Origin of the sequence: Solitalea koreensis (genome assembly GCF_900182575.1) — a bacterium.
Taxonomy (GTDB): Bacteria; Bacteroidota; Bacteroidia; order Sphingobacteriales; family Sphingobacteriaceae; genus Solitalea; species Solitalea koreensis.
In genome coordinates this window covers 47262-65416 of record NZ_FXSZ01000011.1, presented here as the reverse complement: position 1 = coordinate 65416, position 18155 = coordinate 47262, and the positions used below count along the sequence as shown (strand labels likewise).

General features: G+C 36.8%; 14 protein-coding genes. 6 read left to right on the top strand and 8 right to left on the bottom strand.

All coding sequences use genetic code 11. The features are described from left to right. Positions 1 to 391: 391 nt before the first annotated feature. On the bottom strand, positions 392 to 670 hold the full coding sequence (locus FN756_RS13255) for a hypothetical protein (protein ID WP_142604594.1): 279 nt from the start codon (positions 668 to 670) through the stop codon (positions 392 to 394). A gap of 270 nt (positions 671 to 940) precedes the next feature. On the opposite strand from FN756_RS13255, the gene FN756_RS13250 reads away from it, so the two are divergent. Further along, on the top strand, positions 941 to 1576 hold the full coding sequence (locus FN756_RS13250; RefSeq protein ID WP_142604593.1) for a hypothetical protein: 636 nt from the start codon (positions 941 to 943) through the stop codon (positions 1574 to 1576). 134 nt (positions 1577 to 1710) lie between these two features. Continuing rightward, entirely contained in the window at positions 1711 to 3492 is a 1782-nt protein-coding gene (locus FN756_RS13245; RefSeq protein ID WP_142604592.1) for a DNA polymerase III subunit gamma/tau, read from the top strand. A 58-nt stretch (positions 3493 to 3550) separates the two neighbouring features. Here the strand turns inward: FN756_RS13245 and FN756_RS13240 are convergent, their stop codons facing one another. Beyond that, complete coding sequence (locus FN756_RS13240) at positions 3551 to 4246, bottom strand: NUDIX hydrolase (RefSeq protein ID WP_142604591.1); 696 nt, start codon at positions 4244 to 4246, stop codon at positions 3551 to 3553. 135 nt (positions 4247 to 4381) lie between these two features. Here FN756_RS13240 and pfkA point away from each other — a divergent pair, with 135 nt between their 5' ends. After that, entirely contained in the window at positions 4382 to 5362 is a 981-nt protein-coding gene (gene pfkA / locus FN756_RS13235) for a 6-phosphofructokinase (RefSeq protein WP_142604590.1), read from the top strand. A gap of 29 nt (positions 5363 to 5391) precedes the next feature. After that, positions 5392 to 6420, top strand: coding sequence for a type I glyceraldehyde-3-phosphate dehydrogenase (gene gap / locus FN756_RS13230; protein WP_142604589.1), 1029 nt, complete (start codon positions 5392 to 5394; stop codon positions 6418 to 6420). 59 nt (positions 6421 to 6479) lie between these two features. Here gap and glgB read toward each other — a convergent pair whose 3' ends face one another. From glgB to FN756_RS13215, 3 genes are all read right to left on the bottom strand, one after another. Next, a complete protein-coding gene (glgB, locus tag FN756_RS13225; protein WP_142604588.1) occupies positions 6480 to 8417 on the bottom strand; it encodes a 1,4-alpha-glucan branching protein GlgB in 1938 nt (645 codons plus the stop codon). A gap of 104 nt (positions 8418 to 8521) precedes the next feature. Continuing rightward, on the bottom strand, positions 8522 to 9628 hold the full coding sequence (locus tag FN756_RS13220) for an acyltransferase family protein (RefSeq protein WP_142604587.1): 1107 nt from the start codon (positions 9626 to 9628) through the stop codon (positions 8522 to 8524). A 16-nt stretch (positions 9629 to 9644) separates the two neighbouring features. Next, on the bottom strand, positions 9645 to 10847 hold the full coding sequence (locus FN756_RS13215; protein WP_142604586.1) for a hypothetical protein: 1203 nt from the start codon (positions 10845 to 10847) through the stop codon (positions 9645 to 9647). A 238-nt stretch (positions 10848 to 11085) separates the two neighbouring features. On the opposite strand from FN756_RS13215, the gene FN756_RS13210 reads away from it, so the two are divergent. Then, the gene (locus FN756_RS13210) at positions 11086 to 11259 is read left to right on the top strand and encodes a DUF3303 domain-containing protein (protein WP_142604585.1); all 174 of its coding nucleotides are present in this window, start codon (positions 11086 to 11088) and stop codon (positions 11257 to 11259) included. 76 nt (positions 11260 to 11335) lie between these two features. Here FN756_RS13210 and FN756_RS13205 read toward each other — a convergent pair whose 3' ends face one another. Both FN756_RS13205 and FN756_RS13200 read right to left on the bottom strand, forming a co-directional pair. After that, positions 11336 to 12868, bottom strand: a complete 1533-nt coding sequence (locus FN756_RS13205; RefSeq protein WP_142604584.1) for a bifunctional GNAT family N-acetyltransferase/carbon-nitrogen hydrolase family protein — start codon at positions 12866 to 12868, stop codon at positions 11336 to 11338. 73 nt (positions 12869 to 12941) lie between these two features. Continuing rightward, complete coding sequence (locus tag FN756_RS13200) at positions 12942 to 13934, bottom strand: hypothetical protein (RefSeq protein ID WP_142604583.1); 993 nt, start codon at positions 13932 to 13934, stop codon at positions 12942 to 12944. 400 nt (positions 13935 to 14334) lie between these two features. Between FN756_RS13200 and FN756_RS13195 the strand changes: the two genes are divergently transcribed. Further along, positions 14335 to 15873 carry a SulP family inorganic anion transporter gene (locus FN756_RS13195; RefSeq protein WP_142604582.1) on the top strand — a complete coding sequence of 513 codons (1539 nt, stop codon included), beginning with the start codon at positions 14335 to 14337 and terminating at the stop codon, positions 15871 to 15873. 167 nt (positions 15874 to 16040) lie between these two features. Here FN756_RS13195 and FN756_RS13190 read toward each other — a convergent pair whose 3' ends face one another. Continuing rightward, on the bottom strand, positions 16041 to 18047 hold the full coding sequence (locus FN756_RS13190) for a PAS domain-containing protein (RefSeq protein WP_142604581.1): 2007 nt from the start codon (positions 18045 to 18047) through the stop codon (positions 16041 to 16043). Positions 18048 to 18155 lie beyond the last annotated feature (108 nt).

The window sequence follows — 18155 nt, the reverse complement described above, 5'->3', positions numbered from 1 at the left end:
TTGGGCTGCTTTTGGCATCCCTTCTTAACTTGATCTTCGCTTACAATCTGCCGCTCTTCTTTCTACCCTTTCAATGTACTACCGCTGCCTGAATCTCTCCCCCAGCGGGGTGCAAAAGTAGAAACTATTTCTCATTCTCCAAAGATAAAACAGTCGTTTTTCAGGCTATTGGCGCTAACTACCTATCCTTCAATTAAAAATACTAAAAAAGAAGCCTAATGTTCCACAACATTAAAAGTTAACACGGCTGAACCGGATGCCTAAACCCGATTGCAATGGAAAGCCCGCTACGAAGGCAGGGGTTCAGCGCGGCGTGAGAACTTGAAATGTAAAGCGGGGCATACTTAGATATAAATAGCAACCCTATACCGTTTACTGTTTCTTTATACGATTATATACCTAAGCCTAATGCTAAATTTAAAATGATTAACGACAATACACTTAAAGCAAATATTCGAATAGGATCAAAAAACAATTTATCTTCCTTATGATATAAACTAAAACTAAGGTACTCGGCAACAACAGCAAAAGTGGCTGCAATGATAGATGCATAATGATACGTTCTTGAGGGAACCATTTGAAGATTATGCATAAAGCACATTATGATTACTATAACTAATGCCCCCCATCCCACTCTCTTTAATAGCAAATCCTTTTGTTCGAATGTCATAATTTAATTTTTTAGCAATACTATAAAAAATCATGCTTATCATGAATGGCATAACTTCAAAACTTTATGTTTGTGAAAATGCTCCAGACTTTTAAAAAAATTTGAGAGAATTGAGAAAAGCAGGATAAAATTCCAGTAACGCTGATGTTACTGATTATCAACACCCTTGTTACATTTTTTATACAAATAGGTGTAACCTATTAAAGTATTTTTGGGTCATAGAATTCAATACAAACAAATTGATCTATACACAACTTAACTCTATAAAAAATGAAAACGTTCGTAAAACCTTTAACCGTAGTCGCAATTGCCACCGTACTTTCAGTAGGTTCTACCAAATTTGATCTTAGCTCTCTAAGCTTATCATCAAGCACTAATACTAAATCAAACACGACAGTTTCTCCAACGGGTGCTGATGAACCTATTATTGCCAAAAAAGAGTCGAAAAAAATTCAATATACTATAATTAACAAATCAATTTCTGGTTCTACTAAAATGAATGCTACTGAGAACTTATTGGATATAATTCGATTCGTTGCTCCAGAAAACAATGCTATTTTAGTGGAAACTCCTGCTGAAACAGAAACAGTAGCAAGCTTAGTTAAATTTGTACTTCCTGCAGATGACAACAACACTTCCATTGCTGAACCTGTTGAAACAAACTATATAAATGATCTCGTAAAATTTAAAGTACCAGAGGTTTCAAACGATGAAATCATAGAACCTAAAGCAAACAACGAGTTTAGTGAGCTTGTTAAATTTAAAGTTCCTGCATCGGAAAAAACCAGTATTGAGGAACCTGTTCAACTAGAGGACTTGGTAAAGTTTAAAGTACAAATTAGCGATTATGTTAATTTGGAGCAACCTACAGTTTGTGACAACCAGCTTACAAGAGCTTCAAAATAAACTGATAACACACAACATAAAAAGGAGCATTCTAATTGATGCTCCTTTTTATTTTACACTATCATGCAGATAATTAATATTTAAGCACGCAAGATCATTTGCACATCGAACAAACTATTTCTATTTTCGTTGCAATGGAAAATTTCATAGTATCGGCACGTAAGTACAGACCTTCGACGTTTAACACCGTGGTTGGACAAAGCCATATCACTAATACGCTTAAAAATGCTATTAAAACCGGGCAACTGGCGCAAGCATTTCTTTTCTGCGGGCCAAGAGGTGTAGGCAAAACAACCTGCGCTCGAGTTTTGGCTAAAACCATTAATTGCCAGAATATTACTGCTGATTTTGAAGCTTGTGGAGAATGTGATAGCTGTATTTCATTCAAGAATGGCTCTTCTATGAATGTTCATGAATTGGATGCTGCTTCCAACAACTCGGTTGATGATATAAGAAGTTTAGTTGAACAAGTTCGTTACGCTCCACAATCAGGAAAATATAAGATTTATATTATCGATGAGGTACACATGTTGTCGCAAAGTGCATTTAATGCCTTTTTGAAAACACTGGAAGAACCACCTCCTTATGCTATTTTTATCTTAGCAACAACAGAAAAGCATAAGATCATTCCTACCATTCTTTCACGCTGTCAGATTTTTGATTTTAACAGGATTAAGGTAGAAGACATCTCTCATCACCTTGAATACATTGCTAAGACAGAAGGAATAACCTATGAACAAGATGGTTTACATATCATAGCCCAAAAAGCTGATGGTGCTTTACGTGATGCCTGTTCAATGTTTGATCAAATTACTTCTTTCTCTCAAGGAAACATCACCTATAAAGCGGCAATCGACAATTTAAACATTCTCGATTATGACTATTATTTCAAGGTTACCGACAATCTTTTAGCCGAAGATATTTCAAAAGCCTTGTTAATTTTCGATGAGATTCTTGATAAAGGATTTGACGGCAATAATTTCATCAATGGAATATGCGCTCACTTTAGAGATCTATTAGTTTGCAAGGACGAAACAACTGTTAAACTCTTAGAAGTAAGCGAAGGCATCCGCCAAAAATACCTGCAACAAGCCAAATTAGCTTCAAATGCATTTTTACTTTCAGCATTAAACATAGGGAATCAAGCTGACCTCAATTATAAGAGCAGCAAAAACCAACGTTTACAGGTTGAACTTGCCTTAATGAAAATGTGCCATATAAAATCGGCATTGAACGTTAGCATGAATCAACTTCCGCAATCGGAGGTAAAAAAAAAATCTGATATAGTAGCTCCAACAACCAAAAACGTAGAAGTAACCCAATCAAATCAGCCAACTACGGTTAAAGCAGCTGTTTCTGTACAACCAATTACAACTACTTCCAATCCTACTGTATCTCAGCAAGAAACACCTTCAAAAAAAGTGGTTTCTTCCGGTATTCCTTCATTGAAAATCCCATCTCTAAAAAACATGGGGGCAAGCAAAGAAATTGAGGAAGTCAAGCCTGTTGAAGTACAGGAGTTACAACAACAACCTTCCGTACATAGTCCATTTACCGAAGAACAATTTCTAATTCACTGGAAAGCATATGCAGAAAAGGCCTTTTCTGAAGGCAAAATGACGGTTAATAGTTTAATGACAGGCTTTCCACCGAAGCTTCGACCTGATTATACCATCGAGGTTAGTATAGAAAACAGCGTTCAGGAAGAGTTATTAAAAGAGGAAAAGGTTGTACTGCTTACCTATCTGCGTGAAAAACTACAGAATTATGCTATTGATATAATCGCTGTAGAAAATTTACAACAGGATACACGTAAACGACTTTACACCTCAACTGATAAATTCAATTACTTAGCTGAAAAGAATCCCAATATGGTTGAACTGAAACGTCGCCTGGATCTGGAGATTGATTTTTAACTTTTAGATTAAAACCAAACAAGGCGACCATTGGTGATCACCTTGTTTGTTATCAACGTTATAATTCGAATGAAAAACCCATTTTCTTCAAGTTGTTATATCTTGATTTATTGAACTTATACAGTTTTGCAGCCCGATGTGATACATTTTTCTGCTTTTCATCCAACTCTACTAATAAACCAAAGCTTAATATTTTCTTCCGGAAATTACGTTTATCAATAGGTTTTTCAAGAATCACCTCATACAACTGTTGCAACTGACTTAACGTAAATTTTTCTGGTAGAAGTTCGAATCCAATTGGTTGATATCGAATTTTACTTTGCAACCGTTTATATGCTTTCTCAAAAATTTTGGAATGGTCAAATGCTAAGGCCGGAACATCAGCAACACTATACCATTCGGCCTTTCGGGCAAATGCAACCTGAGGATTAAGAATGTGCTTTTTAACTTTAATTAATGCAAAATAAGCAACAGTAATAATTCTACCTTGAGGATGTCGATTAACCTCTCCAAAAGTGTAAAGTTGCTCCAGGTAAATATCACTTAAACTCGTAAGTTCGCGTAGTATTCGGCCTGCAGCACCGTCAATATCTTCGTTATCATAAACAAAGTTGCCTGGTAGTGCCATAAAGTTTTTGAATGGCTCTTCGGCTCTTTCAATCAAAAGAATCTTTAACTCCCCTTTATCAAAACCAAAAATCACGCAATCGACCGAAAAATCAGAATGCAATTTTGGAAGCTCATTTATTTCCATTAATATCTTATTGTGTAAACCACCCTTTTAATTTGCGTAGAACAAGTAAATCATTTTTAAGAGAGGTACAAATTGTTTTTGAAATTATTAAAACTATTCAAACTATTGGTATTTTTTTTATAATTTTAACGCCATATGAGCAAAAACATTGAAAGAATTGCAGTATTAACTTCGGGCGGTGATGCCCCTGGAATGAATGCAGCTATCAGATCTGTCGTTAGATCAGGTATTTACTTTGGTAAACAGATGTTTGGTATTTCACAAGGATACCAAGGAATGATCAACAATGAAATTACTCCTTTAAATTCTAAATCAGTAAGCAACATAGTTCAACGTGGTGGCACCATTCTTAAAACGGCTCGTTGTATGGCCTTTAAAACGCCAGAAGGTCGTAAAACTGCTTATGAAAATTTAAAACATCATAAAATAGATGCTTTAATAGTAATCGGTGGCGATGGAACATTCACTGGAGCCGAAATTTTCTCAAGAGAATATAATATGCCTGTGATAGGCATACCAGGTACTATCGACAATGATTTATTCGGTACTGATTTCACGATCGGATTTGATACGGCGAATAATACGGTAATAGAGGCAATAGATAAAATTAGAGATACCGCGGCATCACATGATCGTTTGTTCTTTGTAGAGGTTATGGGCCGTGATGCAGGACACATCGCACTTTGGTCGGCTATAGGCGGTGGAGCCGAAGCTGTCCTCATTCCTGAAAAGGAAACCCACATTGATGATTTAGTTGAAAAATTAATGGTCGATTTAAAAAATCAAAAAACCTCTAGCATTGTTATTGTTGCAGAAGGAGATCATGGTGGAGGAGCATTTAAAATCGCTGAAAAAGTGAAAGAGCGATTCAATTACGACACCAAGGTAAGCATTTTAGGTCATTTACAAAGAGGAGGTAGCCCAACAAGTTTTGACCGGGTTTTAGCCAGTCGATTGGGACAAGCTGCCGTTGAAGGAATACTTAAAGGTAAGAACCGCAAAATGGTTGGCATCATCAGTAATCGTATTGAATTTACTGATTTAACCTTGGCTATTAAAAACCAGATCGAAGTTGACGAGTCTCTCATTGATTTGGTCAATATCCTTGCTATTTAAAATTTAGAAACACACAAACTTTTATAAACATGAAAATTGGAATTAATGGATTCGGGCGCATTGGAAGATTAGCTTTTCGTGCAGCACTAGAAAGACCTCACGTTGAAGTTGTAGGAATAAATGATCTTGTTGAAGTAGATTATATGGCATATATGTTAAAATATGACTCTACTCATGGCCAATTTAAAGGAACCGTTGAAGTTAAGGATGGTCAACTGATTGTTAATGGAAAAAAAATCAGGGTTACTGCTGAAAAAGACCCAGCGAACTTAAAATGGGATGAAATCGGTGCTGAGTACGTAATTGAATCTACAGGTTTGTTTTTGACTCAAGATACAGCCGTTAAACATATTCAAGCCGGAGCTAAAAAGGTTGTAATGTCGGCCCCTGCAAAAGACGACACTCCTACTTTTGTAATGGGTGTTAATCACAAAAACTTAAAAGCAGATCAACATATCGTTTCAAACGCATCATGTACGACCAACTGCCTAGCTCCTATTACTAAAGTTTTACAGGATAACTTTGGCATCATAGAAGGCTTAATGACCACTGTTCATGCTGCCACTGCTACTCAAAAAACAGTTGACGGCCCTTCAGCTAAAGACTGGAGAGGTGGACGTGGTGCCTACCAAAACATCATTCCTTCGTCAACAGGTGCGGCAAAGGCTGTTGCATTGGTTATTCCTGCTATCAAAGGAAAATTAACCGGTATGGCATTCCGTGTTCCTACGGCGGACGTTTCTGTAGTTGACTTAACAGTTCGTTTAGAAAAACCAGCATCATACGAGGCTATTAAAAAGGCAATGAAAGACGCTTCTGAAGGTGAGTTAAAAGGCATTTTAGGTTACACTGAAGATGAAGTGGTTTCGACTGATTTCTTAGGAGATGCTCGTACTTCTATTTTTGATGCAAAAGCAGGTATTGCCTTGAATGATAACTTCGTTAAAGTTGTATCTTGGTACGACAATGAATGGGGTTATTCAAACAAATTAGTTGACTTGCTTGAACACATGTCGACATTGAATACAGTTGCTGCTGAAAAAGCAGAGGCTTTATAATTCCAACAACATTAATAAAAAGCGGCTGTCCTGAGAAACAGCCGCTTTTTATTTAATCGTCATATCAGATTAGACCTCTTTAGTTTAAATACCACTGCTGCAAGTGGAGCTAACGACACCTCAATTGACTGCCCTTTCTCATGCCATGGCTGAGCTTGGGCATGGAGTTCTCTTTCATTTACTACTCCGCTACCATAATAGTTAAGCTCATCAGAGTTAAAAAGTTCAACCCAAGTGCCCAAATGCGGAACTCCAATGCGGTAATTCGACCGTACCATTGGGGTCATGTTTAGAACGATCACTAAATCATTTTTCCAATCATTCCCTTTTCGTTGATAGATCAGAATGGCATTCTCTGCATCCGACCGATCTATCCATTCAAAACCGTCTGTAGAAAATTGCTTTTCATACAACGCAGGTTCAGTACAATACAATTTATTTAATGCTTTTACTTCTTCCTGTATACCCCAATGAGGAGGAAATTGAGTAAGATGCCAGTCCAAAGAGCGATCATGCGACCATTCACTGGTTTGCCCAAATTCAGCACCCATAAACAACAACTTAGCTCCAGGATGAGTAAACATATAAGCATAAAGCAAACGCAGATTCGCAAATCGCTGCCATTCATCTCCTGGCATTTTATTAACTAAAGCACCTTTTCCGTATACAACTTCATCGTGTGAAAGTGGAAGCATAAAGTTTTCAGAAAAGGCATAGACAATGCTGAAGGTAATTTGATCTTGATGATACTTACGATAAACCGGATCTTTCGAAAAATAGTTTAAGGTATCATTCATCCAACCCATCATCCATTTCATGCCAAAACCCAAGCCTCCGTTATATGTTGGTCTTGATACCCCTGGAAATGCTGTGGATTCTTCAGCTATTGTTTGAGCGGCAGGAAATTCTTTATATACAGTTTCATTAATTTCTTTTAAAAGAGAAACGGCATCGAGGTTTTCTCTTCCACCAAATTCATTCGGAATCCATTCATCCTGCTTACGAGAATAATCAAGATAAAGCATGGATGCAACGGCATCGACACGTAAACCATCAGCATGAAAACGGTCGAGCCAAAACAAGGCATTACTTATTAAAAATGATCGAACCTCATTTCTTCCATAATCAAAAATATAACTATTCCAGTCTGGATGGTACCCCTTTCTAGGATCAGCATGTTCATACAAATGAGAACCGTCAAAATAAAATAATCCATGTGCATCACCCGGAAAATGCGATGGAACCCAATCCATAATAACACCTATTCCTGCCTGATGCAACTTTTGAATTAAGTACATAAAATCCTGTGGAGATCCAAACCGAGAAGAGACTGCAAAATAACCGGTTACCTGGTAACCCCATGAGCCGAAAAAAGGATGCTCCATAACCGGCATAAACTCTACATGCGTAAAGCCCATTTCTTTAACGTATGCACAGAGATCATCTGCAATTTCTCGGTAAGAAAGAAAGCGTTCAGGTTTTTGTGGGTCACGTTTCCATGATCCGAAATGAATTTCGTAAACTGAAATCGGACGATCAAGCGCATTTGTTTGCCAACGGTTTTGCATCCAGTTGGTATCGTCCCATTCAAAAAAAGTATCCCAAACAATAGATGAAGTACGTGGTGGCTCTTCCCAAAACAAGGCATATGGATCACCTTTTTCAAAGGATTCTCCAGAGGAAGAGTGAATAAAATACTTATAAACCTCTCCCCTTGCTACATTTGGAATAAATCCCTCCCAAATACCTGATGAGTCCCAACGGACCAATAAAGGATGTGCATCTCTGTTCCATGTATTAAAATTTCCTATTACGGAAACAAATGTTGCGTTTGGCGCCCATACTGAAAAGTAAGTTCCAATGACGCCATCAAGCTCCATTACATGTGAACCAAATTTTTCATACAATTTAAAATGCTTACCTGCTTTGAAAAGATCGACATCAAAATCACTGAAACGACTAAATGGCTTTACAGAAGTACTTAAGATAGACGGCATTTGAAAAGATTAGGTGCGTTCAACGTAAATATAATAAGAATGAGCATTGATTTTGAAAAAATCTATTCCGCTTATAATCAACAGCATTGAACGCACCCTATTTGCTATAGCTTCACACTTTCCAGGGTATGGGCAACTGTCTTCCTCTTTTCAGTTAAATACCTACGAATCGGATTATCGTAAACCGTCATTGTTAGATACGCCATGCCAATCAATAGAATCATTCCTACGCTAATAATGAGGGTCAGCTGAGTGGTGTTAGGTTTATTACTGGTAAAATAATTAAAAAACATCCACATTACGGCATAATGGGTCATGTACAGCGGATACGATATTTTTCCTGAAAAAACACAAAGCTTTTTAAGACCTTGTGATGGATCCGTGCCCGCACTAAATGCAATTAATAATGGAAAATAAAACAGTACAACGATTGGTTCTGTCAGCCAGTTCCATTTTTCAGAAAAAGGCATTACAAATGCTAAACTCAACAATATCGACAGCCCTGCAAAACCGATCTTACTTTTAATAATCCAATTAAAACGATAAATCAGCAGACCTGCTAAAAATGAATAGGCAACACGAATACTGCCATCCCAAAAGCTATCTTTACCCCATCCTCCCATTACGTTTCCTGAACGGTGAGCTACAAAACACAATGCTCCTGCCGACACTACTGCTAATAAAAACAAGGTACGACGACTTAGTCGGCAAAGTATAAGCGCGTAAACGATGTTCGCTATATATTCCCAAAATAATGACCAGGCTGGCGCATTCAAACTGAACAGGTTGAAAAAACGATCGGTCATTACCGGATAAGGAATAAGAAAAACAGAACAAAGAAAGATTAGTATCAATTGGCCTGCTCCGTATAATTCAGGATGACCGCCAAAAGGATCAAACAGAAAAGTTAATAAACCTAATACCGAACCAAAAATAACCAAGGGATGTAATCTTATTATCCTTGACTTAAAAAATTCCTTCACACCCATTTCCACAAGACGGTCATCATAGGCATATCCAATGACAAAGCCCGACAAACAGAAGAAAAAATCGACAGCCAAAAAACCATGCGCAATGAAATTCTTGCTAGGAACATAGGCAATCTCCATGAAATGAAAAAGCACAACGCCTATGGCAGCTATACCTCTTAATCCATCAAGGATATCAAAATGTTGTTTTGTCTTTAAAACGTCGGTGTTTATTTTATGCATAACTTAAATTTCCAAACTATCGCTTCTCAATGTACATTACAGCAGAGTCTTCGATGTATTTTTCAGGCTTGAAAGATGAATTAAAATTCTTTCTTACAGCACTTAATGACTTACCTAATCCTTTGGTCATTGTTGTAAATTCTGGAGTAAATTTACTGTCGTCAGAATACAGTTCGATTAGTTGTTCATATTGAGAAATATTAGTTAACATTCTGTTGGTTAATTGACCAAATCTTAACCTTAAGGATTGAACTTTATACATGTACGTTTCAACCTGCCCCATCCATTTTCCATTTGTCTTGGAGTCAGTATCAAGCGCTGCAAACTTATCGATAATTATTTTCCTGCACTCATTTTTATATTTATCTCTTTCATTATCAAGCGTCGCATTTAAATAACGGTTTTGGTATGATTCCAAGGTGATACCATAGTAGTTAAATTGTTCTTTTAACAATCCATCATTTTCAATTTGCAATTGGTCCAGTTCTTTGTTTATTAGGTTCCACTCATGGTCAATAATCGCTTTCTGATTATCAAACTGACTTGTTGCATTTAAAAGCCTTAACATTAAAGGTGTTTTGTTAACCAATTCTTTGTTCTTGCGCCCCATTGTTGAAATAATGGAGCTAATGCCATATGAGGCGGTCTGAGTTATTGATCCATATAACGGCACCTTACTTGCCGGATTGCATATAAGTGAAATTGAATTATTAATTAATTGTAACATCTGGTCATTTTTATCCTGAGCAGTATACCATTTATCGTACTCGGTTTTCCAGCTATTAAAACTTGAATACTTTTGAAGATTGCTTACATTACCAAGCTGATTAAAAAACTCTCGTGAACTAACAAATAATGCAGCCGGTTGCAGATCGCGTTGAATACTCAGCAGCTCGGTAAAGGCCAATTGTCCGTTAAGACTAAGCTTGGTTTTGGGAGCTTCTTCTAAAATTTTAAGCCTGCCACTCACTGCCGACTGTAGATCTTCTATAGTTTTTAATTTTTCTTTTGTTTTACTATCGTCAATTGATGAAAGTTTCTCCTTTAATCGTTTAACCTCATCTTCATTCAGTTTCAGCTTATCTCCAAGTTCCTTTAATTGCTTGTCTCTTTCAATTTTAATCTGATCAGAAATACTATTATTAGTTGAATCGGTTTGTCCAAAAGAGAGGTTCACTGCCAGTAATAACAGCGTGAAGGTGGTAAGTATTTTTGACATTTAAATTTGTTTTTTATTTAAAAAAGGAATCATTTTGAAAACTTTTAAAAGACTCTGTTTCTCTAAATCACCATGGAATGAACAGTCTTCATCCGCCGAGGTGAAAATATAGTAGTTATGTTGTATTTGCAAGTTGCATCTCGTCTCCAGAACAAGAATAGCATTCAACGGCTTTTGATTCAAGTTTTTGAGTAAATTGAGTTTCATTTATTCACCTTTAAACCCAAAGGAGGCAATTATGAAATTTATGTTAAGCTGGCGTGTTCACCCACCTATTTGTGAATCCGAGGATGCTCAGGCATTAGCAAATTGGGCACTTACTTGGAACCACGTGCTTGACATCAAAACTGTCCCTGTTTTGAACGATGAAGAAGCAAGAGTTGTGGGCAGAAATAAAATAACATCCATTTAAACAATTTAAACAATGATAAAAAATGGCACAAATACATAACCTTATGCTTGTGTCATTTTTTTATTCCCCTGGTTCGTCAACTCCTATTTAATGGAAAACTATTTTGAATTGAGTACAAATCTCGGCGTCTATCCGTAAGTGTTCGGACTGAACCCGTGTAATGTAAATCTTTTAGTAAATCAAGATCAACATCCACAATTAAAGTCATTTCGGTATTAGGAGTAGCTTCTGACTTAATAGAATCATGCGGAAATGCAAAATCTGAAGGAGTGAATACAGCTGACCGTGCATATTGAATATCCATATTATGAACCTTTGGAAGATTCCCGACACTGCCTGCAATGGCTACGAAACATTCGTTTTCAATAGCACGAGCCATAGAACAATGCCTTACACGGATATAGCCGCTTTGGGTATCGGTAGAAAAAGGAACAAATAAAATTTTCATACCTTCATCAGCAAGAATTCTGGAAAGCTCCGGAAATTCAACATCATAGCATATCAGAATTCCAATTTTACCACAATCTGTATCATACGTTTTAAGCAGATTCCCCCCTGACATTCCCCAGGAATTTTTTTCGTCGGGTGTTACATGGAGTTTTTCATATTGTTCTGTCATTCCATTTCTATGACATAGGAAACCGATATTTAAGAGTTTCCCATCGCGGATAGATGGCATACTGCCCGTAATAATATTAGCATTGTATTTTATTGCCAATTCAACAAATTTTTCCTTTAGGATTTCGGTATAATCAGCAAGTTTACGAACCGCATCAGCGGCAAGTAAATGGTTATATTCGGCCATCAGCGGAGCATGAAAATATTCGGGGAATAAAATAAAGTCACTTTCATATCCCGAAGCTGCATCAACGAAAAACTCTATTTGTTCGCAAACCGCATCAAAATCTTTAAAAGAACGCATTTGCCATTGGATTAATCCGAGGCGAACATTTGATTTTTTATTTCCTATGAGTTTTTGTTTTGGCTCGTAGTAAATATTGTTCCATTCAATGAGAGCTGCATAATCGAGCGATTCTTTATCGCCCGGCATGTAATCTTTAAGAATTTTCCTGACATGAAAACCATTTGATAACTGAAAGGTTAGCGTTGGGTCGTATATTTCTTTTGATTTTACCTTTTCTATATATTCTTTAGTTGAGTGTGTGGCTGCATACTGGATAAAGTTGGGGATTCGCCCTCCTGCAATGATGGCTTTAAGATTCAGTTGCTCACATAATTCCTTTCTTACATTGTAAAGCCGCCTTGCTAACCGTTTTCCTCGATAATCTGGTTGAATGAAAACTTCAATACCATAGAGCACATTCCCTTGTGGGTCATGTGTTGAAAAAGAATAGTTGCCTGTAATTTGTTCGTAACTGTGTTTGTCGCCAAAACGATCGTAATCAACAATAATTGATAACGCACAACCAACGACCTTATCATTTACCTTAACGCAAATCTGCCCTTCAGGGAAAATGGTCAGTAATTTTTTAATTCGTTCCTCTTTCCAGTATGAACCCCATTGCGCATACGCCTTGAGCATACTTTCTTTCAATTCGTAATAATCTTCAATGCGAAGATTAACAATTTCAATTTTTAAATTTTCCATAAGAATTATTTAATCAGCATGCCTTTTAAACGGGAATGAGAAAATAAAAAATTCAAAAACGTTTCAACTTTTTTTAATATTCAGAAACTTTGTCCACCTCAAAGTGTCTCATCGCTTCACCCTCCTTTAACTTATAGGAAATCTGTCTTGTTTTTCCTGTCTTTTGAGAACCGTTACTCGTTTCTTCAAAAAGCGGAAATCGTTGAACTAAGGATGTTTCAACGATGGTAAATTCATCTTGTCCACGATAACCTTTATTAAGCTTACTATTTTCAGCAATGGGAGGAAAATAGATTTGACTCATCGATTTTTTATTATTTACGGAAAATCCATAGACAGCACCCGATTGATGGTCATCCTCCATTTTAGTGAATACCAAAACTTCAGGAGAGCCATCTGCATTCAAGTCTTCCACCTCTGCATTAATAACTTGGCCCTTAGTTTCTAATGTCTCGGCACGATTAACTTTTTGCAAACCAAAAGGAGCAACAGTTAACAGATTTCTCCCATTCCTATTGACAGATGAAATATTAAATCCAATATCTTGTAACATTAGTATTTTACTAAAGAGCGTTTTGTCAACTTGGGTAGAATCTATAGCTTCATTAATCTTTTTGTAGTTTCCCCCTAAGGATGCACCTCCTGAGCAATAAAAGAATAGAATTCCGTCGTCCTCGGGAAATTCGGAGGCAATGGAAAGCATATTATTCTCTATTTTGAATAAAACGCCTTTTCCATTTGAAACTGATTTATATGTTTTATCATCTTGTTTTTGCGCAATGGCATCAAAGGTGCAAGTAGGTTTTTTTTTATCCACTCTAGAACGTACTTTTATTTTTATCATTTCATTGCCTAAATCACTCACCGATACGGCTACCCAATCGTATCCCTCATTCCTTTTCTCATAACCATCAGAAACGTAGTTCCCCAAAATGGTTGTCTCCGGCTTTACCGCCTTTTTAAGCTCAATTTCATTAGCGGTTTTGTTTTTTGAGGCATTTTTGCATCCAATTAAGATGCTTAATCCCAAAAGTGTTACCAACGAATATTTTTTAAGTAACAGCATAATTATTTTAGACCTTTTTATCACAAAAACGAATAAATTCTTAAATTTTCAGGTTAAAAAATGCAAACACCTCTTATAAAAATAAACAAAAAAGTGCGGTGTTTAAAGCTACACTTGCTTGTTCATCAATTCTCAAAAGCTTGTTTTTCCCTTTGATTAACTCATAAGTGATAAAACACGAAAGTGATTTTATTGCTTTTTATTTAAAAGATTACTTTTGCACGTATTATGATAATCCTACTCATTTTATGTCGATTGTCCGCATCAATTTATAGTCTTTAAAATCAAAGGATAATTCCTAAAAACATGATTTCTGTTTTTTTGAGGCTTTTTCTGTAGAAGGAACAGCTTCATAATTTTAATGTGTTTTCTCAGAGAAGCACTATTATTTATTTCAACTATGAAAAATATATTTAATTTATTCGATTTATCACAAAAAGTAAATTATAAAACTGAGGTTTTAGCGGGTTTAACCGTAGCTATGACCATGATACCGGAATCATTGTCTTTTGCAATTTTGGCAGGATTACCTCCTTTAGTGGGGTTGTATGGGGCTTTTATAATGGGATTAGTTACAGCTGTTTTTGGCGGCCGTCCTGGGTTAATATCAGGAGGAGCGGGTGCAACTGTAATTGTTTTAATAGCATTGATGAAATCTCATGGAATTGAATATGTTTTTGGAGCTATTGCCTTAGCCGGAATTATACAGATAGCTGTAGGATTGCTAAAACTTGGAAAATTCATTCGACTAGTTCCACAACCAGTCATGTATGGTTTTGTGAATGGATTGGCCATTATTGTTTTCATGTCTCAACTAGAGCAATTTAAAACTATAGTAAACGGCCAAGCCGAATGGCTCCAAGGTACCCCTCTTTTAATAATGGCTTGTTTAGTAGCATTGACCATCGCCATTGTGGTGTTATTACCTAAAATCACTAAGGTTATACCCTCTTCATTGGTTGCCATTATTATTGTTTTTGCAATTGTTTTATTTTTTAATATTGACACTAAACAAGTTAAAGACATTGCTTCTGTAAGTGGGGGCTTACCTCCGTTTCATATTCCTAATTTCCCGTTGAATTTAGAAACATTACAAGTCATCTTTCCTTTTGCTTTGATAATGGCAGCTGTAGGATTAACAGAAGGTTTATTAACATTGAACCTCGTTGATGAAATCACTGGAACTAAAGGAAACAGCAATAGAGAATGCCTTGCACAAGGTGGGGCAAACTTATTGAATGGCTTTTTCTTTGGAATGGGAGGATGCCCGATGATTGCACAAACTTTGGTAAATCTTTCCGCTGGTTCAAGAGCAAGGCTTGCAGGAATTGTGGCAGCCTTAACTATTTTATTAATCATTTTGATTGGCGCGCCTGTAATCGAAAAGCTTCCTATGGCTGCACTAACAGGGGTAATGATTATGGTTGCGATTGGTACTTTTGAATGGACAAGTTTAAGAATTTTTAAACGCATGCCTAAATCGGATATTTTTGTAATGATTGCGGTTACCTTGATTACGGTTTTTCTGCATAATCTGGCTTTAGCAGTACTAATTGGTGTTATTATATCGGCATTAGTTTTTGCCTGGGATAATGCTAAACGTATTAGAGCAAGAAAGTATACTGATGAGAATGGCGTAAAACATTATGAGATTTATGGACCCTTATTTTTTGGTTCTACAGCTGGTTTTTCCGAAAAATTTGACGTTTTAAACGATCCTAATGTAGTTATTATTGATTTTGCTGAAAGTCGTGTTGTTGATATGTCGGCTATTGAGGCTTTAAATGCAATAACCCACCGTTATCATAAAATAGGCAAGAAAGTTCATTTGAAACATTTAAGTAAGGATTGTGTTGGGTTGCTTAAAAATGCTGAAGCGATTATAGATGTAAATATTATAGAAGATCCAACTTATAAATTAGTTGTAAATGAAGTTTAATAAAAATGGCATTTGAGTTCACAATGCTATATTTTTAAAACTCTAAGTTTTCAACAACATTCATCAAATTAAAAATCCTCTGAGCATTGTACGAACAATTTTCAGAGGATTTTTATTAAAATGATCAGTGTAACAACCTACCTATTTTAGCTGCATATTTGTACTCTTCAGTTAAATAAAGAATTCCTCTTATCAATTAACGAAGAAATGTCAATATTAAATTGCGTAAGCTGTCTTTTCTGCAGGTAAACCGTATTTAACTCAGTAATGAACTTGTCCATTTCTTCTGCAATCAGATGCAGTTTTGAAGAAATCTCTTTAATTTCTGTCTCACTAAGCGCATTATCGTTAATGAGATTGGTCATACCCATCATGGAAGAAATAGGTCGGCGAAGAACATGCCCAATATCAAAAATGATCTGCTCAATGGAAGCAATATAATCTACCAGAGGGGTTATATCGCTTGTTGCTCCGTACCAAATCACTTTTCCATTTTTATCTTTTTCCGGAACAGCTTGCATCCACCGCCATCTGATGTGCCCGTCAACAATTATCCTATATTGACAACTAATTATAGACTGAGTCCGATAGGCCTCTTTCATGGCATCATTAAATTTAGCTTTATCATCCTCATGAAATATTTCTCTTAATTTCTCAGGCTGTTCGGAAAGATCCTCTAAATTATAAGGATGATTAAAGGTATCTGTCCCTCGGTTCATAAAGAGTATTTTGGTATATCCGCTTTCTTCTATTTCAAACATGTAAGTATTACCTGGAACCTGACTGGTAATTTTTTTTATTAATCGTTCGCTTTGTTTAATTTTTTCCTCTGCCGCTTTGCGCTCCGTAATATCATAGTTAATAGAAAGGTGCTGATAAACGTTTCCATCATCATCCAAAAATGGAATAACGGAAGTGTCTACCCAATATAAGGTACCATCCTTGGCTTTATTGCAGAATTCTCCTCGGTATGGTTTACCATTTTGCATGGCAATATGTAACGATGCGAAATATTCTGGGGAGTGAATTCCAGAATCAGTAATACTCCAATTCTGGCTTAATAATTCTTCAGGGCTGTACTTACTAGCTTTACAAAAATTATCGTTTACAAAGGTAAAAGTATCATCGGCCCCAGTAATGCTTACACCAGAAGCAATATCTAATGCATATTTATAGTCTTTAAGTTCAGCACTGCGCTCCCTCCGCTCCAGATCAATTTTGAGCATTTCTACTAACATATTGATAAGGCTGCGCTCCTCTTGCAAAAACGGGCCTTCATCAAGTTCAGCCATTGGTTGCAGATACACCACCTCAATACCCACTTTTGTTCCGTTAGTGGTTTTCATTTCGGCACTCTGGGAGTATTCAGAGGGCTCATAGTTATGTGTAACGTATTCTGTTTCAGCAATCCATACGCGGGCCGCCGTAATATCAGGATACTGCCAACCCGCAGGAAGAACTTCCGCTATTTCACGAAACAGTTTTTTAGGCGGAGTATCTTCATCTTGCAAAATACGGCTTATCGCATAGAGCGTTTTCAATTCTTTTACCCGCTCACCAAGGTCGTAAAGTGTTTTGTCTTTTACCTTTTCAGCTTCCTCTCGTTTTAACATTTCACGTTGCATAGCAAGTAAGCCGGTACGCAGGTGATTAGTCGCATAGTATTGTAAGGCAAGGATAGTACCGAAAGGAATAACTGCTCCTATCCATCGGGTTATAGGGTTGTGTATAACTGAAGGAGCTGGTAATTGCCCAATTAACTGCATGTAAGCCATCCAAAAATCTACTCCCATCGTCAATAAACCGATAGCCAGTCCTCCTCTCCAACCCAATAAAAATCCGGCGGTGAGTATTACACTCATTTGCGACATAATTCCCGGCGCAAATATGCCACCGGCAGAATAATTTGGGATGGTGATATATAACCACAGCATTATTATGAACGACCAGCTGGCCAGACGTGTGTAGCCAAAACGGTTTAAGCTAATGTTAAAAACAGCTATGAAAATTGAAAGGCTAAGAAAGGTGAGCCACCGCAACCATGCTTGAGGGAGAAAGTAGAATCCTGCAGCAACTATTAACCCTGTTACGACTGACCATATGATGGTCAGCATATATGCCATGTAGCGTTGGAAGTCTTTTTCCTTGTCAGGCAGAGAGAAGAAATTGCTCATAAAAGTCGTTTTAACAAGCGGCGCTTGCTAAGGCGCGAAGAAGATCACGTTTCAGAGTCCGCGGCGATGAAATAGATTAATTAAGTTTAGGAACAAAGTTACATTTTA

Bases quoted from the DNA above. Each gene is read 5' to 3' on its own strand.
- FN756_RS13190 (WP_142604581.1), bottom strand. From the start codon at position 18,047: ATGAGCAATTTCTTCTCTCTGCCTGACAAGGAAAAAGACTTCCAACGC.
- FN756_RS13195 (WP_142604582.1), top strand. From the start codon at position 14,335: ATGAAAAATATATTTAATTTATTCGATTTATCACAAAAAGTAAATTAT.
- FN756_RS13210 (WP_142604585.1), top strand. From the start codon at position 11,086: ATGAAATTTATGTTAAGCTGGCGTGTTCACCCACCTATTTGTGAATCC.
- gap (WP_142604589.1), top strand. From the start codon at position 5,392: ATGAAAATTGGAATTAATGGATTCGGGCGCATTGGAAGATTAGCTTTT.
- FN756_RS13205 (WP_142604584.1), bottom strand. From the start codon at position 12,868: ATGGAAAATTTAAAAATTGAAATTGTTAATCTTCGCATTGAAGATTAT.
- glgB (WP_142604588.1), bottom strand. From the start codon at position 8,417: ATGCCGTCTATCTTAAGTACTTCTGTAAAGCCATTTAGTCGTTTCAGT.
- FN756_RS13250 (WP_142604593.1), top strand. From the start codon at position 941: ATGAAAACGTTCGTAAAACCTTTAACCGTAGTCGCAATTGCCACCGTA.
- FN756_RS13255 (WP_142604594.1), bottom strand. From the start codon at position 670: ATGACATTCGAACAAAAGGATTTGCTATTAAAGAGAGTGGGATGGGGG.
- FN756_RS13215 (WP_142604586.1), bottom strand. From the start codon at position 10,847: ATGTCAAAAATACTTACCACCTTCACGCTGTTATTACTGGCAGTGAAC.
- FN756_RS13240 (WP_142604591.1), bottom strand. From the start codon at position 4,246: ATGGAAATAAATGAGCTTCCAAAATTGCATTCTGATTTTTCGGTCGAT.
- FN756_RS13200 (WP_142604583.1), bottom strand. From the start codon at position 13,934: ATGCTGTTACTTAAAAAATATTCGTTGGTAACACTTTTGGGATTAAGC.
- FN756_RS13245 (WP_142604592.1), top strand. From the start codon at position 1,711: ATGGAAAATTTCATAGTATCGGCACGTAAGTACAGACCTTCGACGTTT.
- FN756_RS13220 (WP_142604587.1), bottom strand. From the start codon at position 9,628: ATGCATAAAATAAACACCGACGTTTTAAAGACAAAACAACATTTTGAT.
- pfkA (WP_142604590.1), top strand. From the start codon at position 4,382: ATGAGCAAAAACATTGAAAGAATTGCAGTATTAACTTCGGGCGGTGAT.